General features: G+C 54.4%; 22 protein-coding genes. 10 read left to right on the top strand and 12 right to left on the bottom strand.

Annotated features, from left to right (window positions below; genetic code table 11):
- The first annotated feature begins 32 nt into the window (after window positions 1–32).
- Both HU764_RS12225 and HU764_RS12220 read left to right on the top strand, forming a co-directional pair.
- Complete coding sequence (locus tag HU764_RS12225) at window positions 33–443, top strand: helix-turn-helix domain-containing protein (RefSeq protein WP_186702853.1); 411 nt, start codon at window positions 33–35, stop codon at window positions 441–443.
- An 86-nt stretch (window positions 444–529) separates the two neighbouring features.
- Window positions 530–1,276: a hypothetical protein gene (locus HU764_RS12220; protein ID WP_186702852.1), complete on the top strand. Its 747-nt coding sequence runs from the start codon at window positions 530–532 to the stop codon at window positions 1,274–1,276.
- 429 nt (window positions 1,277–1,705) lie between these two features.
- Here HU764_RS12220 and HU764_RS12215 read toward each other — a convergent pair whose 3' ends face one another.
- Together HU764_RS12215 and HU764_RS12210 are read right to left on the bottom strand one after the other, a co-directional pair.
- The gene (locus tag HU764_RS12215) at window positions 1,706–3,937 is read right to left on the bottom strand and encodes a hypothetical protein (protein WP_186702851.1); all 2,232 of its coding nucleotides are present in this window, start codon (window positions 3,935–3,937) and stop codon (window positions 1,706–1,708) included.
- A gap of 321 nt (window positions 3,938–4,258) precedes the next feature.
- Complete coding sequence (locus tag HU764_RS12210; RefSeq protein ID WP_186702924.1) at window positions 4,259–5,185, bottom strand: LysR substrate-binding domain-containing protein; 927 nt, start codon at window positions 5,183–5,185, stop codon at window positions 4,259–4,261.
- A gap of 228 nt (window positions 5,186–5,413) precedes the next feature.
- Here HU764_RS12210 and HU764_RS12205 point away from each other — a divergent pair, with 228 nt between their 5' ends.
- From HU764_RS12205 to HU764_RS12175, 7 genes are all read left to right on the top strand, one after another.
- Entirely contained in the window at window positions 5,414–6,850 is a 1,437-nt protein-coding gene (locus HU764_RS12205) for an NAD-dependent succinate-semialdehyde dehydrogenase (RefSeq protein ID WP_186702850.1), read from the top strand.
- A 12-nt stretch (window positions 6,851–6,862) separates the two neighbouring features.
- Complete coding sequence (locus tag HU764_RS12200) at window positions 6,863–7,201, top strand: carboxymuconolactone decarboxylase family protein (protein WP_186702849.1); 339 nt, start codon at window positions 6,863–6,865, stop codon at window positions 7,199–7,201.
- Complete coding sequence (locus HU764_RS12195) at window positions 7,198–8,193, top strand: NAD(P)H-quinone oxidoreductase (RefSeq protein ID WP_186702848.1); 996 nt, start codon at window positions 7,198–7,200, stop codon at window positions 8,191–8,193. Before HU764_RS12200 ends, HU764_RS12195 begins: the two co-directional genes overlap by 4 nt.
- Window positions 8,194–8,797: 604 nt before the next feature.
- The gene (locus tag HU764_RS12190; protein ID WP_186702847.1) at window positions 8,798–9,415 is read left to right on the top strand and encodes a histidine phosphatase family protein; all 618 of its coding nucleotides are present in this window, start codon (window positions 8,798–8,800) and stop codon (window positions 9,413–9,415) included.
- A 525-nt stretch (window positions 9,416–9,940) separates the two neighbouring features.
- Window positions 9,941–10,942 (top strand): metallophosphoesterase, encoded by a 1,002-nt coding sequence (locus tag HU764_RS12185; protein ID WP_186702846.1) that lies wholly within the window; start codon window positions 9,941–9,943, stop codon window positions 10,940–10,942.
- Between the two features lie 9 nt (window positions 10,943–10,951).
- Window positions 10,952–11,083: a type II toxin-antitoxin system Phd/YefM family antitoxin gene (locus HU764_RS28115; RefSeq protein ID WP_119713699.1), complete on the top strand. Its 132-nt coding sequence runs from the start codon at window positions 10,952–10,954 to the stop codon at window positions 11,081–11,083.
- 1,027 nt (window positions 11,084–12,110) lie between these two features.
- Window positions 12,111–12,863: an SIR2 family NAD-dependent protein deacylase gene (locus HU764_RS12175; RefSeq protein WP_186702845.1), complete on the top strand. Its 753-nt coding sequence runs from the start codon at window positions 12,111–12,113 to the stop codon at window positions 12,861–12,863.
- Between the two features lie 53 nt (window positions 12,864–12,916).
- Here the strand turns inward: HU764_RS12175 and HU764_RS12170 are convergent, their stop codons facing one another.
- Window positions 12,917–13,264 carry a hypothetical protein gene (locus HU764_RS12170; RefSeq protein ID WP_186702844.1) on the bottom strand — a complete coding sequence of 116 codons (348 nt, stop codon included), beginning with the start codon at window positions 13,262–13,264 and terminating at the stop codon, window positions 12,917–12,919.
- Window positions 13,265–13,306: 42 nt separating this feature from the next.
- Between HU764_RS12170 and HU764_RS12165 the strand changes: the two genes are divergently transcribed.
- Window positions 13,307–13,762 carry a 3'-5' exonuclease family protein gene (locus HU764_RS12165; RefSeq protein ID WP_186702843.1) on the top strand — a complete coding sequence of 152 codons (456 nt, stop codon included), beginning with the start codon at window positions 13,307–13,309 and terminating at the stop codon, window positions 13,760–13,762.
- Window positions 13,763–14,297: 535 nt separating this feature from the next.
- On the opposite strand, the gene HU764_RS12160 is transcribed toward HU764_RS12165, so the two are convergent.
- The 9 genes from HU764_RS12160 to HU764_RS12120 form a co-directional block, all read right to left on the bottom strand.
- Window positions 14,298–14,600, bottom strand: a complete 303-nt coding sequence (locus tag HU764_RS12160) for a nucleotidyltransferase domain-containing protein (protein WP_186702842.1) — start codon at window positions 14,598–14,600, stop codon at window positions 14,298–14,300.
- A gap of 113 nt (window positions 14,601–14,713) precedes the next feature.
- A complete protein-coding gene (locus tag HU764_RS12155) occupies window positions 14,714–15,133 on the bottom strand; it encodes a hypothetical protein (protein WP_186702841.1) in 420 nt (139 codons plus the stop codon).
- 219 nt (window positions 15,134–15,352) lie between these two features.
- Window positions 15,353–15,919, bottom strand: a complete 567-nt coding sequence (locus tag HU764_RS12150) for a hypothetical protein (RefSeq protein ID WP_186702840.1) — start codon at window positions 15,917–15,919, stop codon at window positions 15,353–15,355.
- Window positions 15,920–16,191: 272 nt separating this feature from the next.
- Window positions 16,192–18,141, bottom strand: a complete 1,950-nt coding sequence (locus HU764_RS12145; RefSeq protein ID WP_186702839.1) for a caspase family protein — start codon at window positions 18,139–18,141, stop codon at window positions 16,192–16,194.
- A gap of 2 nt (window positions 18,142–18,143) precedes the next feature.
- Complete coding sequence (locus tag HU764_RS12140; RefSeq protein ID WP_225935641.1) at window positions 18,144–18,710, bottom strand: hypothetical protein; 567 nt, start codon at window positions 18,708–18,710, stop codon at window positions 18,144–18,146.
- Window positions 18,711–18,879: 169 nt separating this feature from the next.
- Complete coding sequence (locus tag HU764_RS12135) at window positions 18,880–19,728, bottom strand: DUF7281 domain-containing protein (protein WP_186702837.1); 849 nt, start codon at window positions 19,726–19,728, stop codon at window positions 18,880–18,882.
- Entirely contained in the window at window positions 19,725–20,966 is a 1,242-nt protein-coding gene (locus HU764_RS12130; protein ID WP_186702836.1) for a hypothetical protein, read from the bottom strand. The genes HU764_RS12135 and HU764_RS12130 overlap by 4 nt, the downstream gene beginning before the upstream one ends.
- The gene (locus tag HU764_RS12125) at window positions 20,963–21,610 is read right to left on the bottom strand and encodes a hypothetical protein (protein WP_174141220.1); all 648 of its coding nucleotides are present in this window, start codon (window positions 21,608–21,610) and stop codon (window positions 20,963–20,965) included. The genes HU764_RS12130 and HU764_RS12125 overlap by 4 nt, the downstream gene beginning before the upstream one ends.
- Window positions 21,607–25,335 carry an ATP-binding protein gene (locus tag HU764_RS12120; RefSeq protein WP_186702835.1) on the bottom strand — a complete coding sequence of 1,243 codons (3,729 nt, stop codon included), beginning with the start codon at window positions 25,333–25,335 and terminating at the stop codon, window positions 21,607–21,609. Before HU764_RS12120 ends, HU764_RS12125 begins: the two co-directional genes overlap by 4 nt.
- Window positions 25,336–25,414 lie beyond the last annotated feature (79 nt).

The raw sequence follows: 25,414 nt of genomic DNA, 5'->3' as shown, positions 1-25,414 counted from the left end.
ATCAAAATGGCCAAAAACGCAGAGAACGAAGCATGACGCTCAAAGCCTCCTTCGCCAACGTGCTTCGTGCACTGCGCAGCAAGCGTAATATCACACAGCGGGACTTTGCTGACACGACCAGCCGCACCTACCTATCAAAGCTTGAATTAGGGAAATCAAGCATCACCCTGGACAAGCTTGAACAAATCAGTAACCGACTCGAATTGAGCCCGTTGACGCTCCTCACGCTGACACTGAGCGAGGATACTGGAAGGTCTGCATCGGACTTGATGTCAAAAATGCGAGCCGAGCTTGATGAGCTTCAGCGCGATGGTGGTTTGCCTGGCCTGAGCATCCATCTGAACGATTCAAGCACCATTCAATTGTCTGGTCGTCGCCCGCCTCGTGCGGCTAAACCCGGAGAGCAACGTTCAATGCAGACCGAGCTAGCTTTCACGAACTAGCAAGCTCACGGCTAGACGAACGATAGTCCAGGGCCCATGCGGAGATGTGCTTTTGCTATCATCTGCGTCATTTTTACGGCGGGCAGATGATGGAAAAAGCTGTAGCGGAATTCTTGCGGGAGAAAAAAGATGATCTGCCGTCTCTTTACGATTGGGCATTCGATGATCACTTGGCGACCACAGAGTTTGGTATCGCTTTTACAGGCAAAACCTCATTCGATCGCACCCTTGAGCTGAAAGCAGGTCTTCGAGATCTCGTTCTCTCAACCCGTTGTGAAGCTGAGCATGCCAGAATAGCCACCTATTTCATTAAGGTATGGGGTGGTATCACACGTTTCTCAAAAGTCAGCGAGACGTTGGAGTCCTTCTCCTCTCACAGAGGCTCCCCAATGGTGCCGGCGGGGTTCAAGCCCTCCTTCAAGCTCATCAGCAGTTGGTCAAAATGGGCGTCTATCGTCTGCCCAGATTGGGCATGTATTTATGATGCTCGCGTGGCGTACTCTCTGAATGCCATCAATTACCTCACAGGCTCTGAGCACCCTATTTTTCCGATGCCTGAAGGCCGCAACACGCGGCTAAAGATGCTGGACATCACCACATTGCTGCTGGCTGAGCGGTTGCTCCCCGGCGAAAGCAGTGATCCGAAAAGCATGAGGAAAAAGCATTTTGTGCCAGAGCAAGATGCCTACCTTCGATACCTATCCATCGTGCGCAAGGTGAGCAAAAATCTGTGGGATGATGAAAAGCACATTCATGAGGTAGAAATGCTGCTTTTTGCTCTGGCTGACGGTGATATCTACCAAGAGGTTTTCAATCGTCTAGCAAAGGTTTGAGGCCTACCCCCAAACCTGCTTCGTGTTCATTCTATCCATGCGCGTAGGCGATATAGAGCGTCCTGAGTCAGGCCCACCTTACAGTGGTGACAAGCTAAGGGTACATTCGTACTCTTGGCATGCTGCTCCCTGAAGCCTTACCAAGGTGAAGCGGCAATAACACCGAGCACCATTCCAACGCCTACCACGCCTCCTGCCACGATTTCGAGAATCGCAGTGGTTTCAGCGAAATGTCTAAGACTTGAGCTGAATGATGAAGCTGAGCATGACTGACAGGAGGATCCAGACGCTGCCCCTAGCCCCATATCACCCTGGTGGATCCCTGCTATTGAGTCGCTTTTTGTGCCATCGACTCGCATCTCTTTACTCCATTCACAGCCGAACATTGGCAGCCTACCCTCAACTGGCCTGATATATGAATCGAATCGCTCAAGGCGCCAGAATAATTGCAATCTCCCTCAGCAATGCTCCCACTTGTGCGTGATCTAGCCGAGCAAGAGCTCGATCAATAGAGCTACCAGCCCTACGCTGTCCTAGCTGATCGGCGGCACTATCCAACCCAGCCGCAGCCCTGACGCGCGCATCCTCCTGAGGCGCACCTACACTGGCCAGCATCTCTCCCAGCCGCTGCTTCATCGTTCTCACTGCGTCAGGGGTTCCCTCTTCAATTGCCAGAGCGATTAATCCTTTGATCGCTCTCTCTAGAATTCCCCATCCGGTCTCGAGCCTGCCGCCTTTCTTTGCCCATGAAAGCAGAAGGCTTTGGCAATCCAGGTAAAAGTCTCGACAGTCTCGTCGGTAGCCTTCAACCGCGGCATTGAACAGGCTATCAGTGAGAGAAAAGGTTTCGACAAAAGTCACAGTCTCTCTATCGTCAGGCAGCCATGACAGAGTCGAAACGAGCCAGCTAGCGTGCTTCCGCAACTCTTCTGACGCGTGATCCGAGGTTGCAGCTGCGTTCGATATAGCATTCAGGAGGTTTGAAATCTCTATGATCCAGTTGATTGCATCAAAAGTGAAATGGGATCTTTTTTCTACAGCGAACAGGAGGAGATCTTTTAGCGGGTCGTAGATCTGATTAGCCCACTCTTCAAGGTTCTCGATGATCCTGGCAGCGTGCTCGTTGCCCTCTGGCGCCGCCAATAGCTGATTTGCCAAGAGGTTGAGCTTTGCTAGGAGCGAGGTAGCTTGAGTAACTGAAAAGTAAGGGCCCAGTGTGCTGCAATGCGTTGAGCTAAGCGGAGTGTCAGCGGTAAGGAGGAACAATTTCGCAGCGGTGATGACTGTTGTTCGAATCTCGCGAACGGTGTAGTCAATGTCGTGCTGCCCCTTTGTCAAAAGATCGTAGGTGATGAGCGAGAGCTGTTCGAATGCGACCAACGTAACGGGTTGGTGGCTTTTTTTGAGAGCACCGACAGAAGAAAGCGTGCCGATCTTCTGCACAAGGCTGATGATTTCCGTAGGGGTTGTGCACTCGAGTGCAACCCTCGCTACGCGCCCCATTTGGCGAATTCCTTCCATCATGACGTCAGGGAACTCTCGTGGCGCTACAGTTTCCACCGCGTTTGCCAGATATCCCGACGCAAGCATCGCGTGATGCTTGGTCGGATTTAGTCCTGGGTACTCAATCTGGAGGTAGATTGCGTAGAGCGCCGCAAGGGTTCGCAATGTGCTTTGGGCCAGCCGTTCATCATTGCCGGTCAATGCTGCCTGCATAGTTTGGCGCAAATGCTCAAGTGTGGTGTTGATGAATCCGTCGGTTGTGCCAGGTACGTCTATGAACAAATTGGTGGCAATGAATGTGCCTCGCTTTGCTTCGCAGTAAGCAGCATTTATCTCGATTATCTGGCGAAAGGCATTATCTGCAACTTCGTAATCACCTTGAGCGGCAAATCGTTTGGTGTATGAAATTGCGTAGTGGATTGCCCGCTTTGCTTCAGCATCCCAGGCTCCATTCTGCATAAAGAATCTCGTTTTAGGCCCGTTGAGTCTTGCTTCAGCGCCCACTTGATCAGCATCGAGTTGGGGGACTTCCCCAATGGCAATCGCAGCCAATTCTGACAGCTGGCTCCACTTCTGAAGGTCACGGCTAGCGACGCCCGACATAATTGAAAGCTGCTCGACCGGATTGATGATCTGAAGAGCACGGCGATAGGCATAGATGAAAAGCAGCACAATGGCCGCGACACCCCACACTGCCCCAAAAATCGCCGGAACGGCCCAGGTTCCACTGGGTAGTAATGATGCCCCCGCAATCAGCAAGGCCACGAGGAAAGATCCCAGAAACGAGAAAAGTAAGCGTCTATCTGAGCTTAGTTGCCTGAATAGGCCGTGAGGCATACGCTCGACATTGATCTGCATCGCAAACACCACGAGCGAGAATGCAATGGTCGCCGATCCGATCAGCGCAGAGCCGGTACCGCCAAGCAGTGATTTCAGTGTTGCGAGATTTTCCGGTATGCAGAAATAGCCACCAGCTAAACGTTGAAGAGGTGGCAAGACGACTACTGCGCTAGCCGCAACCGCCAGCAATAGGAACGTTGCAAGCTTGAGCCCATGAAAATGACGCCACTGTTCAAAACGAATTCTGCTCTGATGAAGGCGAAGCAAAGCAGATGCACGACTCTTTCTGAAGTACGCATGCAGTGCTGGCGCCCCCATCGAATATCTCCCTGTCACATTGACTTGTTGTTAAGCAGATGCATTAGCTCGTTGCTGGCGTCTTGCTGCACACGATCCGGTAGATGACGTTGTTCATGGCGACATAATGCCACATAGGTCAGTCTATTATCGTCGCGCCAGCTGAGCCTTACTCCTTCATGCCAGGTGATGCCGGAGCATCAAAGGTACCTGAAGTCCCTGGGCCTGCGCGATCCATAAATTACCCCTTCTCTTACGCGTGTGAGCGACGAGCCACTGGATGCGATACTAGAGCTTGATGATTGAGCCTGGGCGAGTCAGACGCTCATTGCTTCCGATCTGCTAACAAATGAGTTCCTCGGCAATAACTGCCAGCTGGCTTCCGACTTTGTCCTTCAAAACCTCGATGAACCGGGTGATCTTAGCGTCGATGAACTGCCGTGATGTGTACACCGCGTACACGTTCCGCTCCTCGGTGAAGTAATCCGGAAGCACACGGATCAGTTTTCCCGCCCGCAGATCGTCGATGGCTGCAAAACCCGCCAGCAAGCCAATACCGGCACCGCTTCTGACAGCGACAGACATCGCCTCCATGTCATTAACACTGAAGCTTGGCCCGCTGGGGATGAACGTTGCATCGCCCATGCGACTCTTGAGGTGCCACTCATCTCGGGCGTAATCGACGGTACCTAGCAACAGGCATCGATGATCAACCAGATCCGCAGGTGTCTCGGGTGCTCCATGCTTCGCTAGATAATCTGGCGATGCCACCAGCACGCAGTGGCTGACTCCAATTTTCTGGCTCACATAGCTTGAGTCTGGCAGCACCCTGGCGATCTGTATTGATACGTCCAACTGGTCTTCCAGCAGATTCGGCATTCGCTGCGAGAGCATCAAGTCGACCGTTACGTCACCAAACGCCTTGCGGTACTCCAGTGCGGCCTCAGTAACAAGGTGTCGAGCAAGGCCAGGCACACAATGGACGCGGAGAATGCCTCGAGGTTGGAGCAATGCGTTGCTCGCTTCTGCCTCAGCGTTTTCAAGGTCGGCCAGGATAACGGTACAGCGCTCGTAGAATCGTCTGCCCGCATCGGTGACTGACAAGCGCCGGGTGGAGCGCTGAAGCAGGCGCGTATCGAGCATCTGCTCGAGCGCCGACACCGCCCTCGACACGTTTCCCACCGTGGAGTCGAGGTGATTGGCCACTGCCGTGAAGCTACCCATCTCAACGACCCTCACGAACACCGACATATTAGAAAACTTGTCCATCGACCTCTTCCCCTGAGCCGGCTCATTCACCTGCCACTGTGTGCAAATCAGTGCGCATTTGAAAGCGATTTTGCCTTTCTGCACAACAATCATTCCCTTCAGTTGGGCTAAATCCATCCCGGCGACCTCCATAGACTCAATTCCACGGGCCGGCGCCAGCCACCGTCTTCCAAGCCCTGCGTAGCTTCCAGTGCAGGCCAACCAGAGAACCCTATGAAGGTCACAGCCATGAACACTCCCTATGACTCGCTCTATCTTTTCATCGGCGGCAAATGGATCGACGCAGACGGCCGTAAAACGGCGACCGTCAGAAACCCCGCAACTGAAGAAATCATCGGTCAGGTGCCGCTGGCTACTGCTGACGAGCTTGATCTGGCCCTCGAGACGGCGAAGCTCGCGTTTGAACAATGGCGCAACACGGTTCCAGCTGAGCGTGCCCGGGTTCTCAAGCGCGCTGCCGACCTGATCTTGGAACGTACGGCACACATCGCCGCGCAGATGACGCTGGAAGAAGGCAAGCCCATTGGCGAGGCCATGGACGAGGTCACCCGGGCGGCAGAGTATTTCGAATGGTTCGCTGAAAGTGCGCGTCGCATCGATGGTCGTGTGGTACCAGCCAACCGTCCCGGTGTGCTGCAACTGGTCAAGCGCCAGCCTATAGGCCCCGTGGCTGCTTTCACCCCCTGGAACTTCCCGGCGATCACGCCAGCACGCAAATTGTCTGCCGCGCTGGCGGCCGGCTGCAGCGTCATTCTCAAACCTGGTGAGGAAAGCCCCTCCACTGCCCTCGCCCTTGCTCGTGCCTTGGATGATGCTGGGTTGCCGAAAGGTGTGCTGCAGGTCGTGTTTGGAGTACCCGATGAGGTCTCAAGCCAGCTGATCGCGTCGCCGATTATTCGCAAAGTGACCTTCACGGGCTCTGTGCCCATTGGCCGCTTGTTGTCGAGTCGCGCAGCCGAGGGCGTCAAGCCGATCACGCTCGAACTGGGTGGCCATGGCCCAGTGCTGGTGTTCGAGGATGCCGATGTGGAACGCGCCGCTGTGGAAGGCGTCGCCAACCGCTTCCGCGGTACCGGCCAGGTCTGCATTTCTTCAACCCGTTTCCTGGTTCAACAGGGTGTCTACGAGCAATTCGTCGACCACTTCGTGGCTGCTACTAAAGCATTGAGGGTTGGAAACGGTATGCACCCCCATACGCAGGTCGGGCCACTCGCCAACCTGCGGCAACTGAACAAGATGGAGGAACTGGTGGCTGATGCCGTGGCCAAGGGGGCTCAGGTGTTGGCCGGCGGTGAGGCGTTGCCTGGCCCGGGCTTCTTCTTCGCACCAACGGTGTTGGCCAACGTGCCGATGGACGCGCGAATCATGCATGAAGAGCCGTTCGGCCCCATCGCTATCGTGATGCCATTCGATGGCCTGGCTGATGGATTGGCCGAGGCTAACCGCTTGCCCTATGGCCTGTCGGCGTATGCGTTCACCAGCAATGCGCGGACGGCCATCGATGTTGCCGATGGCTTGGAGGCCGGCATGATCGGGATTAATCAATACCGCATCGTCGCCACAGAGCTGCCCTTTGGCGGGATCAAGGAGAGCGGTCACGGCTCGGAAGGCGGCATCGAAGGTATCGAGCACTATCTCACCAACAAATTCATCAGCCAGATTTGAGGAGTCGCCTTCATGACAGGTCTCAACTTTACAAGCCCTCGTGAGGCGGCCAGAGCTTTTACACCGAAACTCTCGGCGTTCATTGACTCGACGCTTTACCCGGAGGTTTGGGGCGACGCCTCGCTGTCACCACGCGACCGCAGTCTCATTACCATCGCGGCACTGATTGCCGGCGGTCATTCCGATGAGTTGCCGGCCCATCTGCGGCGAGCCGTTACCAACGGCATAACGCGTGAAGAACTAGCCGGAGCCATTACCCATCTCTCCTTCTATGCAGGGTTTCCTGCTGCGATCACTGCATCTGCGATCGCCCATTCCACGCTCGTTGACTCGGAGCCATTGAAGCCATGAAAGCGATCACCTTTGAAACCTTTGGCGGCCCTGAAGTGCTCCAGGTCAGTGATGTACCCCTGCCGGAAGTCCGTCCCACAGACCTGCTGGTACGCGTGCACGCTGCCGGCGTTAACCGAGCTGATCTGACCCATCGTACCGGTGGCTATGGCCGTCCCAACTTCGGGGACTCGCTGATCATAGGTCTGGAGATTTCCGGTGAGGTGATCGAGGTTGGCAGTGAGGTGTCAGGCTATCAAGTCGGCGATCGCGTGATGGGGGTTGTGGGTGGCGGCGCCTACGCTGAAATTGCGCGTATTGATTACCGCATGGCAATGCCGATCCCTGCTGAGCTCGACTACGTGCATGCTGCTGCGATCCCGGAAGTTTTTGTGACAGCTCACGAAGCAATGATCCACCTGGCGAAGCTGAAACCAGGCGAGTCGGTACTCATCCATGCCGCTGCGGGTGGCGTTGGTTCAGCAGCTGTGCAGCTCGCTTACGCCATGGGGGCCAAGATCTTCGCCACCGCCGAGGTTGGAAAGCTGTCCCGAGTCGAGAATCTGGGCGCCGATTTCACCATCGATTACAAAACGCAGGACTTCGCCCAGGTCGTCGGGCAGCACACGGAAGGGCAAGGTGTCGATGTCATCATCGATTTTGTAGGTGAGCCCTACTTCACCAGGAATATCAAGTCGCTCGCCAAGGGTGGCCGCCTGGTACAGGTAGGAATTCTGGGTGGAGGTGGTGAAGTAAGTCTCAAGCTGGAAGACGTCCTTTACCGCCACTTGCAGATCATCGGCACGGTGATGAAGTCCCGTACACAGTCCGAAAAGCATGCAATGGTCAGACGCTTCCGCGAACATTGGCTCGATCGCTTTGAGGGTGGAGGCAGTCTCGAGCCAGTGGTTGATAGCACCTTCCCATTGGCGCGAGCCGCGGATGCACACCGGAAAATGGAGGCTTCACTCAATGTCGGAAAGATCATCCTGACAATGTCGGCAGAGACCTGATTCAGTTTCCTTCACTCAATTTTCACGGGGGTTGGGAGACTCTGAAGCCATCCCTACGTGTGATAGACCTTGCCCGCCTAGCAGCGGGCTTTCTTTTGCCTGTGGCCGCGACCGGCTGGCCAAGCAGGAACACTTCGTAAAATCGGACTACTCGGATCCGTCAGGACGGGCAAGCAGTTGGAGCAGCTGATCAATCAGCCCTCGCGCATCCTGTTCGTACCCTTCACGCCACCGGTGCGACCAATCTTGAGGAGATCCCTCCTCCTCCCACTCGGCCAATGCGAGGCCATTGACTATCTCCATCTCAAACCAAAGGGTCTTCCACCCTTCAGCGTCTGACACTAGGTTGGAGTTTTGCCAGGCGAATTCCGTCTGAGCCACGAGACGTGACCAGCTCATCAGAGCTTGAGGTGCTTCTTGGGCCAGTACCCTTAGCGCCGAAACTGTCAGCACGAGTTTCCTTCAGAGTTTACGAACACACTGCTCTGCATTCTGCCAGAGAGAGCTCTCTTTTCACGATCTCTCCCTTTCGCCATGGCTATCCCACACGTTGCCATGCCAGCATGGCGCAATCCAAGCAACGTGAGCCAGGGAAGGATAGTCAATGAAGAACGTCAGGCTGATACGCCACGGCGAGAGCGCCGCCAACGCTGGCGAGCCAACTAGGGATCACGCAAGCATTCCTTTGACGGCAAAAGGCCTGGAGCAAGCCCGTATCGTCGCTCAGTCGATCACCAGCGCCCCTGGCCTCATTCTGGCCTCACCGTTCCTTCGCGCCCAAGCAACCGCACTTGCTACCACGGCACTGTATCCTGGTGCTGCTTTCGAAACTTGGCCGATTCACGAATTCACCTACCTTTCGCCGGCGCGCTGTGTAGATACGACGCTCGCACAACGGCGGGGCTGGGTCGATGCTTACTGGCAGAGATCAGATCCTGCTTTTTCTGACGGCGAAGGAGCGGAGTCCTTCCGTGATCTCGTGGCCAGGGCTCTGCATTTCCTTGACCGAATCGCAGAACACTCGGCCAATGAGATCGTGGTGTTTTCACATGGTCAGTACCTCAACACAGTCCGCTGGCTCCTCGAGAAACAGCCGCAGGAGATCGACGGTGATGCAATGCTGGATTGGCGTAAATACGAGATAGCGAACCATATCCCGAATTGTCAGGGGTTCTCGCTCAGCAGGCATACGGACGGAAGGAGCTGGGCTCTCGGTCGCTGAAAACGTCAGAGCGCTACATCAACAGTCGCAGTCAATACACTCACCATGGCGGCGCCGAAGGAGTTCTTTAGCCCGGCATGGATTTCTTCGGGTGAGTGCAGCAGCAACTGATTTAGGACAGTGCGGAGGGCTGCAGTGGCGTCGATTCACCCGTCCAAAAGGGCTTTAGCCGCGTCCAGGGACAAGCTCATGAACGTTAACCCGTCCGTGAAATGTTGGATATCGCTAGACGCGGGAGCAGCGCTTTTTTTCAATCTTCGATCACGCCCCGCCAAGCCATTCAATATGGTGAGTAACGAATCTCATGGCGGCGACGGATTTTTTCGTCTCGGCGCCAGCTCAGCGCTCTCCATAGTGATCCCATTTTGGGACATTAACCCATAAAAACGCCCTTAATGTTCCCATTTGGGATCATTACGGGAGGCGTGGCTGAAGGGGCAGCGTTCTCGACGTATGCGTTGGATAAGCGGAAAATAGGCGGCTTATCGACCTGCCGGCAACGGCACCGGAGACGTACCCTGCCCCATGAATTCTAAGGTTCTCCAGCTTCCAAAAAACCTCCACGGTCGCGACTTTGTAGTCGGAGACATCCACTTCAAAACCACCGACCTCCATCGCGGGTTGCACGCGCTGGGATTCGATAAGGCTAAGGATCGGCTGATCGCTGTGGGAGATGTCATTGACCGTGGGCCAGGCGTACTTGATGGGCTGAAGCTACTCGGCGAGCCCTGGTTCTTCAGCGTCCAGGGCAACCACGAGCGAATGCTAATCGACGCTTATGGCGCTAATCCCGAGGCTCGCTATTCTGCGCATGGCGCTGGCTGGTGGATGACGATCGCTGATGAGTCAAAAGCGATGATCATCGAGAAGCTTCGGAGTCTTCCGGTCGCGATCGAGGTTGCGTCGAATCGGGGCGTCGTCGGCGTTGTGCACGCAGATGTGCCGGCGGGCATGGCTTGGCCGACCTTCCTGGAGCAACTCGACAATCCCGCAATGGAGGAGATCGCCTTGTGGGGGCGAGATCGGATCGTTAAGCACCATCGTGAAGGCGTCCCGGGTGTGTGGCGGGTCTGTACAGGGCATACGTGGATTCCGCGGCCGCTGAGGTTAGGCAATGTGCTGGCGCTGGATGTCACCGGTGGCGCCGATGGTTCGCTGGCCATTTACAGCATTCAGGAAGACAAGATCTTCATTGATGGTGTTGCTACGTCGATCGACCAAGCTGAAAGCTTGAGCGAGCAGCTCCAGCAGCTTGAGCAGCGAGCTGTAGCTCTCAAGACGACAGTGAACAGCAACAAGCTCATAGAGACACAGGTTCTGGCTGCGGAGCTGGAGACAGTTGTGAAGCTGGTCAATTCGATGTGGCAAGACGTTCGCGAAGGTGTTGAGGAGCAGCAACGGCTGGTAAACGCGCTGCATGGGCTGAGCCTTGCGACTGGCGAGCGTCGGGGCGCCAAGCTCGACGAGCTATGTGCCAGGTATGAGAACACGCAGGTTGAAGGGCTCCTTCGGCGGTTGTTAGGTTAAGAGGGTTTTATGGAATACGTGATGAGCATCAGCCAGGCGCGTCGACGTTTTCGTCGAGTGCTCAAGCTCGCAGAGAAAGGTCATACGTTCATTTTGACCCGGTGTGGGAAACCAGTATGTCGGTTGGAGCTCGACGAGTAGGCATACAGAGCTTTCGAGGGCGTGCCCGTTGGGTCGGCTCTCGTGAACCAAGCCGGCCGCTTCGCTTTCGTCTTGGCCCTCCGGGCTTCGATCCTCACGCCTTGCGCGCTCCGCTTGCTCGCGGTACCTGATCAGTATGCAGGCAGAGAAGCTTCGGGGGGATTCATTGGTGAAAAATGACGAGGAGGCTGGCGTGATATGCGACCTATACGGCGAGTCCACGCGGGTAGATGGCGGTGATCATCAGTTCGGATCACTGAGCACCAGCTGGGGCGCTGGCTCACAGTACGGGTCGTTCAGGATCTGCCCTGCTGCACGCGCGGGTTCGACCCTGCACTCTGCTGTGTCCTGAGCGCGGCTCCAAACATACCCTTCAGTCGTTCAATGATTCCAGGTTGCCCTGAGTGACGGGCTGCCTCGAGTTTCTGGATCTTTGCGATCATTCTGACGATGCTTTCCCTAGCGCGCTGGCGACTTTCTGTCCTTTTCATTGGTGCCTCGGAGATGGTGTGGATGGCGTCTCGCGAGCTTCACCCTAGCATTGTGGAAAACGGCGCGCCTACCCCATCGGAGACAATGATTTGTCCTAGCGCGGGTAAACTGTATATGCATACAGTATTATTTTCCCTGCCGGTAGATTTGATACTCAGAGCTCGCTGCCGTCTCATAACTGTCCAGAAAAGGCAGCTAAATTAGCCTGGAAGGCCCGTGGTTTGGGGCTTAAGAGAAATTATGGGGCTTTGATGGCATGTCCGGTTCCGTGCCGTTCTACCAGCGCCAGCGATGCAAAATCTACTCAATCGGTGTGAGTTTCTCCGTACCTGACAGATTAACTGTATATCCATACAGTTATTTTTGATGTGAACCGCCCCTACCCGGTCTTACCTGCGTGTTAGCGCCAGCTTGGTTTTCTGGACACTTATACGACTTACACAAACACTGCTGCTCGATCCCTCACCATCGCACAATGACCAAACAGGGGTAGGCTCGGGTAACCTCAAGGGAACGAATTTCCCAGGACATCTCAATGCCGCTCACTACCATCGCTAAGCTGTTGCAGGAGGCAAGGCACGTTGTCGTTTTCACCGGCGCCGGCGTATCCGCCGAGAGTGGAATCCCAACATTCAGAGATGCATTGACCGGTCTCTGGTCACGATTCGACCCTGCTCAATTAGCGACAGCCGAAGCGTTCCGTGCGGATCCTGGGCTGTGCTGGGGTTGGTATGAGTGGCGTAGGTTGAAAGTGCTCCAAGCACAGCCGAATGCAGCTCATCTCGCGATAGCAGAACTCGCTAAGCACGTTCCTAGGCTGACAGTCGTGACTCAGAACGTAGATGATCTGCATGAGCGAGCTGGGAGCAAAGACGTGATCCACCTACACGGCAGCCTTCACTCACCCAGGTGCATAGACTGCGGTAATCCTCACATGGCACCCCTTCCTTCTGATGACTTATCCGTGGATGGTTGCCGTCTTGAGCCTCCTCGGTGCAGTGCATGCAACGGATACATCAGACCCGGAGTCGTCTGGTTCGGAGAAATGCTTCCAGACGCAGCTTGGGACGCGGGTTTTGCTGCCTCAGGTGCCTGTGATCTGTTCTTCTCGATCGGCACATCCGGTGTCGTATATCCAGCCGCAGAGCTGCCCCTACGTGCGTTAGGAGCAGGCGCGAAAGTCATACACGTCAATCCTGCTCGTGTAGAGGTCTGCAGCCAGGAGATTTGGCTCAACGGTTCGGCCGCAGACATGATGAAGGCGCTCCTTGAGCAAGCTTTTGGATGATACGTGCTCAACGTTTGTGCTCGGGCTCGTAGCGCAGCAGAGCCTCTTTTGCGTCAGATGCCCATATCATCATCAATTCGCCTTCCCACCAGTTCACGAGGGAGGACGTCAGCTGGCACGAGCAGCAGGAGACGGTCTGCGAGGTAATCGCTGTAACACGCCAGGATCGTAACTCTATTGGGCAGATCGTCTGGGCCTGGCGCCTTGATGCCCGCCTCCACCTGAGCGCTCTTAACTATCCTGAGAATGTCCTCGCCTAGCCATTGCCGTTCGAGATACTCCTTTTGGCTGCGGGCGGGTCTCGGCCCGAAGGAACGCAGCAGATCAACCACGGTTTCGAGAAGTCTTTGGGGGCCCAGGTGTTCCAACGCAGCTTTCCAGAGCACTCCTTCTTGGGCCATGGTGAATCGATTACGAAGCATTAGTGGTACAGGATCCTTCTGATGAGAATTTTTCTAGATTGCGAATTCACGCAGCTCAATGCCACATCAAAGCTGATTTCGCTGGCGCTGGTTGCAGAGGACGGCAGGGAATTTTATGTCGAATTGCTCGACACATGGCACCTCGACGACTGCAGCGACTTTGTAAAGGAGATCGTGCTTCCTCAATTGTGGGGTGGCGACTACAGCTGCCCCATACTCGATGCCCGGGACAAGCTGTTGGCGTTTCTACGCTCATTCGATTCCATGACCACCGTGGTGACTGATGCCCCGGAGTTCGATTGGGAGCTGTTCTGCGAACTCGCGTACCACGACGGTAAGTGGCCGCAGAACGTTTATCCGGCGCCCACCAATGCACTCAGCCTCGAGCCGCTGAACGATGGATCAGACCTCCCCCATCATGCTTTGCTCGATGCGCGGATCATCGCCGGGATGTTTGTCCCGAAAGTCAATGGCTAGGCACTCCTCCGTCACTGCTTCTGCTGTCCGTCCTAGAGACTGTGCCAAAAACCTCCAGAAGGACGGTGGAGTCGACAGCTTGTGGATTCAGAGGTGAGAGCACATTTGTACTCCGTGCGCCACAACTTGATCGGCATGTCAAATACCCACAAAAAATAAGGCTTATTTGCATGCTGTTTTGGCTGCAAAAGCTAGCTGAGGGCCTTCCAGGCCCCAAAGAGCCGACAATTGTTCCTGCAGGCATGCCCACAGTCAAAATCCCTAAAGATTTACCCTCAAATTCACCCAAAAAGTCGCTTCGCAGTAGATCAAATTCGATAAGGCAAAACGCAGGCATGCGAGCCAGCGCGATGCGGCATGTTCAGGTGTGGCAGGGACACCGCTGCTTTGCTTTTGAGAACAAACAAAAGGACTCCGTTTTTGAATTTTTGATTCAAGGGTAGCGCCTCAAAAATGTCGCATTTTTGATAGAAGTGACGCATTTGTGATAGCTCTGAGTTTTTGGGGACGCCCTTTAGCAGGTGTCGACTCATACCTATAGGGGAATGGCAGAGCGCTCGACCTCAGGCTTGAGATGCTCAGGCATGTTGTTCGCGACGTTCAGATCAATCGGAATCCCCAGCATTTCCTCTAGCGTCGACTCAAGATCCAAGATGTCGAAGAGGGAGATCTTCCCTTCCCTCTCAGCTGGTATGGTCACGAGGAGGTCGAGGTCGCTGCCCTCGATGTCTTCGCCGCGGCAAACGGAGCCGAACATACGGACGTTTACGAATCCATACGCTTCGACAGCTTGCCTGATCTGCTGAGTTTTCCCTTGGATCGCGTCGGATGGTTTCACGGTGCACCTGAAGTGTCGCCTGGCTGACTGACTGCTTGGTTAACGAGGGTGATCTAATGCGCTTACAGGGTGGGTGATCCGCGTAAGAACCACTCACCTCATCCTGAGCGACATTAGTCTTCGAGGAGTTTCTTCACGATCCAGGTCGCGTATGGCAAGGCTGCCAGACCCATGAGCTCGGTCTTGAAATTCCCTATTTGCTGCCAAGTGAACGCTTCTACGGCAAGGCCGGAGACTATGATAATCGCCACAAATGCAGGCCATGCCTTGGCGAACAACCGTACCAGATCACTACCTGAGATCGAAGCCGCGATGAGGGGATACGCCTTACGGTAACTTCTGCCGATGCACGCTAGGTACAAGGCACAGGCCACTACGACAGCCAAAAGCACCGACGCGCTCACATTGACTGTCGCGAATGCCCAGCACAGCGTCAGCAATTGGGTGCCCACCCAGCCCAATTGCTTGATGTACTTATTGGCAGTAGTCATTTCGGGAATGGGAAATCGAGGGTCGTATGATGATCCGAACATCTTTATTCCTAACGTTCAGGCGAGCCCCATGCTCGCCCTCTCCCCATCGTAATAGTGTTCGACGCGTTCGCCTAACCGAAACATAGCCTTGAAATACTGGCGTAAAAGACAGAGTTATGAGCAATGGCGTCCCTTCTGCGGCTCCTCCCGAGCGGAAGCCGCAGTGAGGTCAGCCTAAATCAATAGAATCAACGTGGAATTGCCATTCCATCAGCGGACTTAGGTTGCGTCAGTTGCATCAGGCGCTGCTGGTTTAGGGGCGCGGATCTTGTGCTCCCGGAAATCGAAGAAATGGGAGAAAAGTCGTTGCCATGCACCGATCGAGGCAAGTTCACTGTGGTCATAGCCCATGGAACGCATAACCTCGTTATGGCACATAGCATTTAGCACGTGCAGCACAGGGGGCTCTGAAGCCTCGATCGTTAATCGATCTTGCCTGATCGAGAGCAATTCTTCTTCGCTGGGAGGGCTAAGCAAGCGTTTTTCTAGATCGACGTACTGACGAACGAAGTCCGCGTGAGCCCTGGCCCTCTGAGCGCTCGAAACGACTAGGTTGATCGTGGAGATGAAGGTGACCAGCGCTGACATTACCAGTGCCAACGATTCGGCTTTTTTGCTTAGCACTCCATAAATGGCTGCAGATCCGAACATGACCGAGGCCATGTTAGTGACCTTGTCCAAGGCGTCGAAGTAGGCCGTTCGCCTCAGGTGGTAGCGGATTGATCTGCGAATTGCAAAAATCTGCTTCTCCCAATCTATCTGAAGTGAATCTGCCAAATCGCTCATCAGTTCCCTCTACTTGGCCGTGGTCGAGGGGCTGGTGGTTCTAGGGTGTCAAACACTGTATTTCGATCCTTCTTCTCAAATGACTCGTCTCTGAGGGCCTTACCCTGGTCGCCCTGCCCTCGTCTACGAGGTACCTGTTTATCGGTGTTACTTGGCTTTTCTGCCATTTTCCCTCCTATTTCTGTGCAGCACCAAAAGAATGGCTCAAAGCCATCGTGGCTGGCGATGATATGGCATTGCGGTTAACCTGCGCTAGCTGGTTCAGAAGCCCCTTACGACGCCTGCGCGCTCTCCGGTATCATGCTAGTGGTATCGCCGTGAAGCACATTATTCAGTAAGAACCAAGGCACGCGATCTGGAGTGATGAGTGCCGAACAGATTGCCCCAATCCGAGTGGCGCGCAGAGCGAGAGAGCTATCGCCCAGGAATTGGGGCTTGCAGGCTATGTCCCAGCGCTCTAAGAGCTCTTCAACCTTCCAGACCTTATGACCAATTTGGAACACATGGTTGATTCCTGCGCGAACAACCGGGTGGTTGAACGCCAGATGACTATCCGGAATGAAAATATTGAGATGTGCATGGTCGAGGTCTACGAGATGCATATCGAGCTCTTCACGCAGGCAGAATTTACTGCAGGTAAGCATTACTAGCGCGAGTGTTTCAGACGGTGAGCTGCTCAGTTGTTTCAGCCCTTCTGGGTTCTTCCGCGCCCGTGCCGACAGGTAGCTGTAGGCCTGGGGTGGTTCGAGCAGGGGGCGAGCTAGCCCACCGCCACAGTCAATGAGTGTGCTGATTAGTAGGCTAACAATAAGCTCGCCAAGGCCATTCATTTCGGTCGCACTTACGGCTGTCAGGAAAGCTGCCCAGAATGGGGCCTCATCCTCACTCATACCCGCCAGAACGCTTGCATAGTGAGTAGTGAGGTAGCCACTGATTTCTTCCATGCAACTGCGCACGGCAGAGTCGTCGGTACCCAGTTCATGAGCAAAGTGCAAGGCAGCAGCGCTCCAGCCAAGAATCCTGGATATTCGCTGAGGAAGATAGAAAAGATCAGGTATGCCATGCCTACAGAGCGCTTTTTCGTTCGAGTGGAGTGACTTTACAATCTCAAGCAATGAACGCTCGCACTCATCGATTAGCCGCTGCGCTAGCACGGCGATACATGCAGCTGAGTTACTATCTTTTCCAGATGACTCTAGCAGCAGCGCTATGCATGTAGCGCTCAGCTCGACTAACGCAAAAGAGTTTTGATGGCGACGAGCATTTTTCTCAAGTGAATGCCAGATGCCCTCAATGAAAACGGCTGGTGCATCTGGAAAGGCCTCAAGTCTAGTCATGAACTCAGACAGCACGGGTAGGAGCTTATCGGGCCCTAAATCCTGATCTTGGGCAAACAACAGACTGTAGAGTGCCGAGGAATGCTCACTGATAGCCTGCCCGGCTGGCGATGCTGGAGTGATGCCCGTCAGGCCGAGTAGCGAGGTCGCATGGGTATCACTGGCGTGAGGGTTGCCAAACAGCGGCATGTGACCATAAAGGTTCACTCCCCATACCGAGGGCATTTGCTCAGCGTTGGTTTGTTCGGAAACGTGTTGAGCTGCGGGCCGCCCGATGTCCACCAGGTCGAGATATCTAGCTCGTGAGCCAGTGTCGAGTTTTCCCTGCAAGACCTCCAGTAAAGCTGCCGTAGCGTAGCCTCCACAGTCATCCTCATAGGCATATTGATTAGAGGCAGAAGAGACAAAGAATGAGACACCGAAGGTTTTCGACTTGCCGATGACCTCAGGCTTTAGTAGGACATTGAGGTTGGAAACCAAGCCGGCTGCGCTGCAGGCGTCAATGATGACGTTGCAGTGAGCGGCCTTCAATTCGTTGAAGAACTCAAATAGCCGGCTTATGGCATAACCGGTTGTTGATAGACGGTCAGGTCGAGTGTCTCGTAGGCATAGAAAATAGCTGTTGTTAGCCTCTTCGCCATGTCCTGCAAAATAGATCGTGAGGCTTTGGATCTCTCTGTATTTATCCTGGAGCTCAACGAATATGTTCTCAACGTCACCCCTATTTGGGTTGAGCAGGAGGTATGAGTCCTCTGCAGAAGTGCAGCTCAATTCTCCGGTCGTCAATGCAGTTCTGATAGCAGCCGCATCGCTCTCAGCGCCACGGAGCGTATCCATATGCTCGTAACCATCACATCCGATACACAGTAAGACTCGGGCAGCCATAACTACATTTTCCTGGAGAATTTTGCTTTACGCTCGGACTCTCGTGCGATTGCCTCCGATACCTTGCGTCTCAGAATCTCTACCAATTTGGCCTGGAACTCTGGTGAGCGAGTGGAGGGATCATTTTCAATGAGCTTTGCAGTGGCTGGGCTGCCCCTGAGCTCCGGGCGTGATATCGTTCCATCCTTGTTTACTGAGAACTCAATGCTATTGATAGTTTCGAGCAGGTGCTCCCCTATGCTTTTTCCATTTCCGTCAATGACGTTCCCACTTTCTTCACAGGTGTCTGACAGCATCTGATAGAGAAATCGCTCAAAACTCTCAGCCATACTCTTAACAATTTCTTTCTTTGTACGTTCGATTACGTCTAGCCGCCCTATCATGACATCCTCCATATCGAGCCAGGTTTCATGAGAAAGCGTCTGTGCTTGAGCAACTCGATCTGGCGCATAGCTGTGGTGAGACTGCCAAGCGCCGCCATGGTTGAAGACAAGGGCGTTCTCGCCTCCCCCTACCTGCTTCTGGGCATTTCGAAGCTCCTCGCCAGTTTCTTTGACGAATGCTTTCATCACGCTCTCCGCCTGGGAGTCGAATGGAAATGGGTGATTCCTATCGCGCATCATTGCTCCTAACCCGTTTCCCTAGCTGAACCCGATAATGCCATAACGCCTTCACCAGAGACGCGAGAAAAGTGCCAAGCAAGAAGCTCCAGCGAAGCATGTCACTGACTTACCTGTCCTATGCCAGGGGCGCGTCAGACCAGACTTTCAGCTTCTGCCCAGCCATTGATTCCTGGCTAAACCCGGTGCGAAGATCCTTGAGGAGGCACGCCAATGGATGACCTGACTTGAGCAAGCCATCCATCATGTGCGCCTGGGTCATGTAGTCATGAGGCTTATCCAGCTCCCTTGCTTTCAGCTCATGTAGCCCGTCAAGCGTGCAGCTTACAATCCCACAGCAACTGGCAGCGTTTAAGCTGTTGGCCAACCCCTGAGGATCGGTGTCTGGGAAGTAGTACACGTTCGGAGTCGCTTTAGCCAAGGCTGCAGCTGACGCGATTGAAAATTGTGGTGACCCTCTAAACACCCACGGAGCACCCACAAGTTCTGCCGGCACTTGGTAGAGGTGTGCTTGCAAGAGAACCTCAAGGTTTTCGATCATGACGAAACAATCGAGCCCAGCTACGAGATCTGCAGGGATAGCCAGTGAGCCGCCTTCAGGAATCTCATACTGGCGATCAGCCAAGACCACCTTACCCTCTGGGCTGCTAACCAGTACCAGGTTTCGGCTGATGACCTCGTTAGATGCCTTCTCTACCCGAGAGCGGCCGGCCAGCTCTATCCTTGAACCTTCAACCTTCCTTGCCTCAAGGGGATCCCACTTGGCTTTATCGATCAGCAGGTTCCTGAGTGCTTGGCGATCAGCAGGACTTAGCAATAGCTTGCTACCACTGATCTCACCGACTCCGTAGTGTTGATGAATCGTCTTCCATAGCTTGCCCAACCCAACACTGTCATGCCCCATGCGCACGAGGGTGCTGATCATCTCTAGGCTTCGCTTGCTGCGTAAAACGCTGTGGTCACTCATTCGCCGCGTCTCTTGATGCGTAGGGTTAGGTCAGTCACTACCTGGTTCGCGATACCTCTCGGCATGGGCTCGGCTACAGGTTCGAGCACGTACCTCAACGGTATTTCAGTTTTTTCCGCTACAACCAAAAGGTTTCGATAGTAGGCGTCAAGTGCATACAGCCACACGTTAACGCCATACTCCCGTTCGGCATTGTCGGCCCAATAACGGCTAGCACTCTGCGGTGTCCGGCTCTCCTTTAAGGCCTCCAGCATCGCCTCCAGGTGCGGCTGGGCAAAAGGAATTGGAGCTTCTACGACCTCCACCTCAGTGGGTATGACGCGTGCCGGCGGCCTGGCCCTAGGATCTTCACTCGCCTTCCTTACCTTGGGAGCGGGCAGCGACTGAATAAGAAGCGCCATGTCGTCAATTGCTTGTGAGTCTTCCACTGGAGGATGAAGGTGGCCTCCAATAGCTAACGGTGAAGCACTGACCCACTCCGCGGCGTCCGCCCGATCCAGAATGTCATTCAGATCTGGTACGTTCCCAGCTTGGAGCCAGCTCTCGACGGCGAGCACGACCTGGCGCATGCGATTGCGTTTTCTGACAGTCACTCCCAACTGGTCGAGCCTTTTGATCAGATCAACAAGGCGAGTTCGCTCCCTCATAACTGCATTGTGAAGAGTAGTGATCAGCAGTCGACGTAATGTCCTATCGCTGAAGCACCAGCTTGAAAGCTTGTTGTACTCAAACGAATCGAGCTTGTTAGCCAAGCGCTCCAGTCGTTCGACAGCCTGCCGAATGTCACGCAGACGGTCTTCGAATCTAGGAGAAAAACCGTACCTACCCTCAATAAACTCAGTCGCTGCCCGATGCTCATCGCGCAGATGAGTCACCACCTGTCGAACGGCAAGCCAAATCGACCTTTGCTCCCTTTCAGCGTCTGCGTGAGAGAAATCCTTAGCTGATTGGAAGCGCTCACAAGCCTGCTCAATCTTGACCAGCAACTCTTCAAGGTCTGGAGCCGAAAGCTCAAAGCGCTGCGAGCTGATCCTTACGCCCAAGTCGATCAAGAGCGATGAAGGATGAAGACTGCCCTCAAACTCGTCGACAAGGTGCTGTCTGATCAGCCACATAATGCCGTTGGTCATGATCTCTGGCTTGCTTGCGCCTTCTTCGTCTGCCTGGACAATCAATTCAAGTGTTGAGGCGTTGGCAATCAGGTGTTTTCCGAGTGTTGCCCAATCTTCTGCTCTCACAGGATGAACTCACTCTGCGCGTCACCGGCTGGCTCAATCTCGACTTCGGGCAGCAATTTCTGGTGCTCAACGATCCAGGACATGGCTCTGTAGAGATAAGCCATTTTTCCAGTAGCTATGTAGATAGAGGATGCAGTCCCCTTTCTGATCAGATAGCCCTCCTCCTCCATCGTTTTGAGCACCACGGAGAGCTTGTCACTGTGGCTCTCGCCGCGCTTGGATTTACGGAAAAAGGTATGCCCAGCAAGATCACGCAGCAGATCAGCACAGATTGTGCTGCTCTCTACCTGGCTCAGTAACTCTGCAGTGAATACTTCCTCTCCGGGCGCTAGGCAGGCGTCACCACGTCCGGCACGCGCGCATAGCTGAATAAACTCTACAACCGGCCAGATTGCATCTCGGATTCGCTTGAAATCTTCTGAGGCTGCAGCGCGGTCTTTAGGGTGGGACAGATTTACGAAGCGAGAGAAGAACGCACTTGGTTGCTCAAGGTCTCCCAAGCAACCGAGAGTCCTCCCCAGTGGCTGCAGAGCTTGCTCAATGGAGCGAGCATATGTAGCGTTGCATAGCTGGTTGTAGAGCTCTGGAGCAGAGTACCGGCAGATAAAGCGTCCTGCCAACAGGCTTTCGAGGGCGTCTCTCATGCGATGATCTCCTGCTCTTCATCAAGCTCCAGCTCTTCATTCAGAGCAGCCAGCCTATCAGTCTCAGGTGCTTGGTATTGTTTGACGTAAACTGCGCCGGAAGGACGGCGATCAAGCGCATAGAGATGGGTGAAGTGCCGGATAAGCTCAGGCGCGCCGCCTGGGAAACCCAGCATGAGCTGAGAGTTACGAGCGTTGAAATACTTGAGCAACGTATATGCGTTGTTCACATCGAGCTCCAAGGCTTCATCGATCGGCAGCAGCAAATCGAAGTCAGCATCTCGTCGAATGAGTTCAAAAAGGGCCTGATAGATCATCCCTACGATGATTTTGAGCTGCCCCGTACTAAGCCCATCTCCCAAGTCTGCCGTGTTGAAGGCAACCTTTTGCACGCCGTTGACCATCCAGCTCAAAGAAACGTCGAAACAGTCAGCAAGCTTTGTTGAAAGCCAGCCGCCAGCCTTCATCCGTCGTTGCATGGAGATCAGGCGTTCATTGAGGGCGTCTGTGGGAATTTCACCAGCTGGCTTAACCCGCCAGCGGTTGTACTGATCGACGAGAGCATCAATATCATCCCATGCACTGATATCGTGGATCCTGGAAACCACTCGGAACTCAAAATTCGTGAACTGCGGAAACGCCGCAAGTACCTCGTTCACCTTCTTCGTTGCCTTGCGGCCTAGCTCCATGATCGACCGATGCAGGCCATTGAGCACGGACTGATTTTCGGCCACCTGGGTGCAAAGCGCTCGGGTACGAGTAATCAGCTTGCTACGCTGCACGTCATGGCCTTCTGCGAGATAAATCAGCAGTTCAGGCGTGGCGTGGAACCACGCTCGCTCGCCAGTTGCGTCAGCGTGGCGTGATCGAGTAGCGATGTCTTGAATAGCATCGTACTCAGCAGTGTCACGCGGGCCGCCCATGGCCTCCAATTCGATTTTTCGGAAGAGATTGCGGCCTTCAGTCCGCTGGCTCTGGGCATCTCGCTGGAGGCGCCCCACCTCGCTCTCTATGTCGGCCGCTGTAAGTTTCCGCAAGCTGTCCAAATCAGAGTTCACGAAAGGGGTGAACTCCAAGCGCTTCAGGACGGAAGAGAGGATCAGCAAGCCCACTTCGATCTGTGAAAGCTGTTCGTTGAGCGCCGACTGGGCGGCCCTAAATGCACTTACTTGCTCGTTACGGGCTTGTACCAGCTCGCGAACCTCATCAAGAATGCGGCTCGTCATTCCGGCTGCCTGAAGGCGAGCTGCCTCAAGGGCCGGCAGTTTAGGAAGGTCATCCTTGAGCCAGAGCTGATAGTTGCGAAGCTCGGACTGATACTGGCTGAGTAAGGTGAGCTTCGCATTTATAGCTGCCATCTCTTCCTCAAGCTTTGAGATGATTGCGGCATCTACCCCAGCTTCGGTGAGCTCATTCAATCGCGCTTGATGGTAAGACTTGAGCTTTTCCTCCTTCTCCTGGTCGAGCTCGTCGCAGGCAGCTTTTTTTAAGCGATCGATCTCTCCCAGCTGAGCCGCTGTCTCCGCCTTAATCCTCTCCACGATAGCTTTAAGGTTCTCAACGTACTCTCGCTGAGTGTCCTTGAGCTCCTGGCGTTGGGTGCCGTGAAGGTTAAGTTGCTGCAAAGCCTCAGCTACGGCGCTGGAACACAGTGACCGCTCGTGCGCAATTTGTTCAGCCCCATCCTGCTCTAACGTAGAGATCAGCCCTTGCAGGGCCTTAATGTTTTCAAGATGCTTGTTTTGGCGCCCAACAATCTCGGCCTGCCCTGCCTGATGAAGCCTCCGTTGCTCCGAAAGACCAGCAGCTTTGCGACTGAGATGTTGCTGTTCCTCCTCAATCTCCACCAGGTGCTGGTTCGCCAGTGCTAGGCTCGACTCGATGGCATCGCTGTTGGCCTGCGCTACAGGCTGAAGCCGATCCAGATCTAACTGAATTCCGTAAAAGCCTGATGTATCTAGCGTTCCAGTCGGCGACAGGTCAGACCGCAGCAGAATTTCAGGATTGATAACGCGAGCAATGGATTGCTCCCATGCAGGGCACTCAGCACGGAGAAACGCCAGCAACGTGTCATCACTCGGATTGAGCTGGCGACTCAACAAGTTCACTTCAGCACGCAGTTGTTCCCGGCGACTTACTAGGTGTTGCTGATCATCCGCTACGGCCTGTTGATCTTTAGCGAAGCGGCGTTGCTCTGCTTCATGCTCGGTGAGCTCAACCGCTATCTTGTCCAGCTCGTCACGGATAGCCTGCACAGCTTTTTGCTCATTTTGGATTGCTTCCGCAGCCTCCGGAAGCAACCGTATTGATTCCAGGAACGCAGCCTGCTTCCTGTGCTCAGCAAGGGCAGTGGCCAGAATTGTATTTTTGCCATCATGGGCTTCGAGTTCAGCAGCGTGCTTTTCACGAACCGATTCGGTCTGTTGCTCAAGCTGTTCCAGTTGCGCGTGCGATTGTGTCCTGAGATCTGCCTGCTTGGAATCGGCCTCTTGAGTACGCTTCGCCTTGCGCTCAAGAACCGAGCGAATGAGATCTCCCTCCAGCCTTTCATAACGGTGTTGGATTCCCTGGCCCTGATCAACGAGCACGGTGTGCTCCTCGTTCAAGACACGGAGGCCTTCCTCGATCGCAGTTCTTGAGATGTAATCATTCATCAGAGATGGGATGATACTTTTCTCAAAATCAGCGCGTTGAGCGGTCAGCTTCTCAACATCAGCTACTGCTTCTCTCTCTGCCCGACGCGCGCTCCCTAGGCGCTCCTGGACAGCTTCATTTTTGTCGTTGTAAACATCCGTTGCAGTGCTTTCGCGCTTACGAGCCTCTTCGATCTGCTCCTGAAGGCTCACCTTTCCAGCCAAAGCCTTTTCGTGCTGGTCTGCCGCAATCCGTTTCAACCGACCTTGCTGCCCCTCATTGGTTACTAAGCGCGGATGCAGCTCTGAAAGGCGATTGATTAGCGGCCGGATGCGAGACTCCATGATCAGGTAGCTGGCACGGCTATCAACCGCGCCGGTGAATGCAGCTAAATCCATCCCTGAGAGATCTACGCTCTCCACTCCAGTCTCTTGCTGAAGGATCTCCTTCATAGCCGATTTCATGGAGTCAAACGTGCCTTTAGACTCCAAAAGCGAGAACATCAGGTTATCGATACCACCAAAATGGTGCCTAAATGGTGCAAGCGAATAGGTACGTCGAAGGGCTGCAATCAAGCGTTTGCGGTCGGAAGAATTGATGCCTTCAAGGTCAGCTACACCTGTGTTGTACTGGATGACCCTAAGGTAGTCGCGTGGAGTGAGCTCCGGAGTGCAGTCGATTCGCATATTCGCAGCACGACGCTGTAGACTGCTCGGCTCGACTAAAAGACCAATGGTTTGATCCACATACAAGAGCTCCGCATCCCATGGGCTGCTTATCAGGCGATACGCGTACCCTGAGGAGGAGCGATGAAGCACTGCACATCGCGGCACATTCTCATGATTCAGGTACTCAAAAACGATGTAGCTAGTGAAGCTAGGCAGATAGTGGTCGGCAAAGCTGGATGTGTTTGTCCCCGCCTTGACCATCCTGCCGGCACTGGCTCCGTAGAAAAGTGGGATGAGCTTCAGAAAGGTCGATTTACCAATGCCATTGGTACCTGTCAGGCAGGTATTAGCATCAACAAGCACTTCGGCCTTGTCGCCGGCACAAAGAGAGTCAATCAGAACGATGCGGAGCAAACGTGACATAGCAAACCTCTGAGGAAGGAGTCACGTGGCGTGCCCACAAGCGACCAGCTAAAATGAGCGCCACTAGAGATCATAATGA

The organism is Pseudomonas kermanshahensis, assembly GCF_014269205.2.
Lineage (GTDB): Bacteria > Pseudomonadota > Gammaproteobacteria > Pseudomonadales > Pseudomonadaceae > Aquipseudomonas > Aquipseudomonas kermanshahensis.
The sequence above is the reverse complement of the archived record's forward strand: the minus strand, read 5'-3'. Positions and strand labels throughout refer to the sequence as shown.

Bases quoted from the DNA above. Each gene is read 5' to 3' on its own strand.
- HU764_RS12195 (WP_186702848.1), top strand. From the start codon at position 7,198: ATGAAAGCGATCACCTTTGAAACCTTTGGCGGCCCTGAAGTGCTCCAG.
- HU764_RS12135 (WP_186702837.1), bottom strand. From the start codon at position 19,728: ATGAGTGACCACAGCGTTTTACGCAGCAAGCGAAGCCTAGAGATGATC.
- HU764_RS12145 (WP_186702839.1), bottom strand. From the start codon at position 18,141: ATGGCTGCCCGAGTCTTACTGTGTATCGGATGTGATGGTTACGAGCAT.
- HU764_RS12155 (WP_186702841.1), bottom strand. From the start codon at position 15,133: ATGTTCGGATCATCATACGACCCTCGATTTCCCATTCCCGAAATGACT.
- HU764_RS12225 (WP_186702853.1), top strand. From the start codon at position 33: ATGACGCTCAAAGCCTCCTTCGCCAACGTGCTTCGTGCACTGCGCAGC.
- HU764_RS28115 (WP_119713699.1), top strand. From the start codon at position 10,952: ATGGAATACGTGATGAGCATCAGCCAGGCGCGTCGACGTTTTCGTCGA.
- HU764_RS12205 (WP_186702850.1), top strand. From the start codon at position 5,414: ATGAACACTCCCTATGACTCGCTCTATCTTTTCATCGGCGGCAAATGG.
- HU764_RS12210 (WP_186702924.1), bottom strand. From the start codon at position 5,185: ATGGACAAGTTTTCTAATATGTCGGTGTTCGTGAGGGTCGTTGAGATG.
- HU764_RS12125 (WP_174141220.1), bottom strand. From the start codon at position 21,610: ATGAGAGACGCCCTCGAAAGCCTGTTGGCAGGACGCTTTATCTGCCGG.
- HU764_RS12190 (WP_186702847.1), top strand. From the start codon at position 8,798: ATGAAGAACGTCAGGCTGATACGCCACGGCGAGAGCGCCGCCAACGCT.
- HU764_RS12120 (WP_186702835.1), bottom strand. From the start codon at position 25,335: ATGTCACGTTTGCTCCGCATCGTTCTGATTGACTCTCTTTGTGCCGGC.
- HU764_RS12140 (WP_225935641.1), bottom strand. From the start codon at position 18,710: ATGAAAGCATTCGTCAAAGAAACTGGCGAGGAGCTTCGAAATGCCCAG.
- HU764_RS12175 (WP_186702845.1), top strand. From the start codon at position 12,111: ATGCCGCTCACTACCATCGCTAAGCTGTTGCAGGAGGCAAGGCACGTT.
- HU764_RS12150 (WP_186702840.1), bottom strand. From the start codon at position 15,919: ATGAGCGATTTGGCAGATTCACTTCAGATAGATTGGGAGAAGCAGATT.
- HU764_RS12220 (WP_186702852.1), top strand. From the start codon at position 530: ATGATGGAAAAAGCTGTAGCGGAATTCTTGCGGGAGAAAAAAGATGAT.
- HU764_RS12200 (WP_186702849.1), top strand. From the start codon at position 6,863: ATGACAGGTCTCAACTTTACAAGCCCTCGTGAGGCGGCCAGAGCTTTT.
- HU764_RS12165 (WP_186702843.1), top strand. From the start codon at position 13,307: ATGAGAATTTTTCTAGATTGCGAATTCACGCAGCTCAATGCCACATCA.
- HU764_RS12215 (WP_186702851.1), bottom strand. From the start codon at position 3,937: ATGGGGGCGCCAGCACTGCATGCGTACTTCAGAAAGAGTCGTGCATCT.
- HU764_RS12170 (WP_186702844.1), bottom strand. From the start codon at position 13,264: ATGGCCCAAGAAGGAGTGCTCTGGAAAGCTGCGTTGGAACACCTGGGC.
- HU764_RS12185 (WP_186702846.1), top strand. From the start codon at position 9,941: ATGAATTCTAAGGTTCTCCAGCTTCCAAAAAACCTCCACGGTCGCGAC.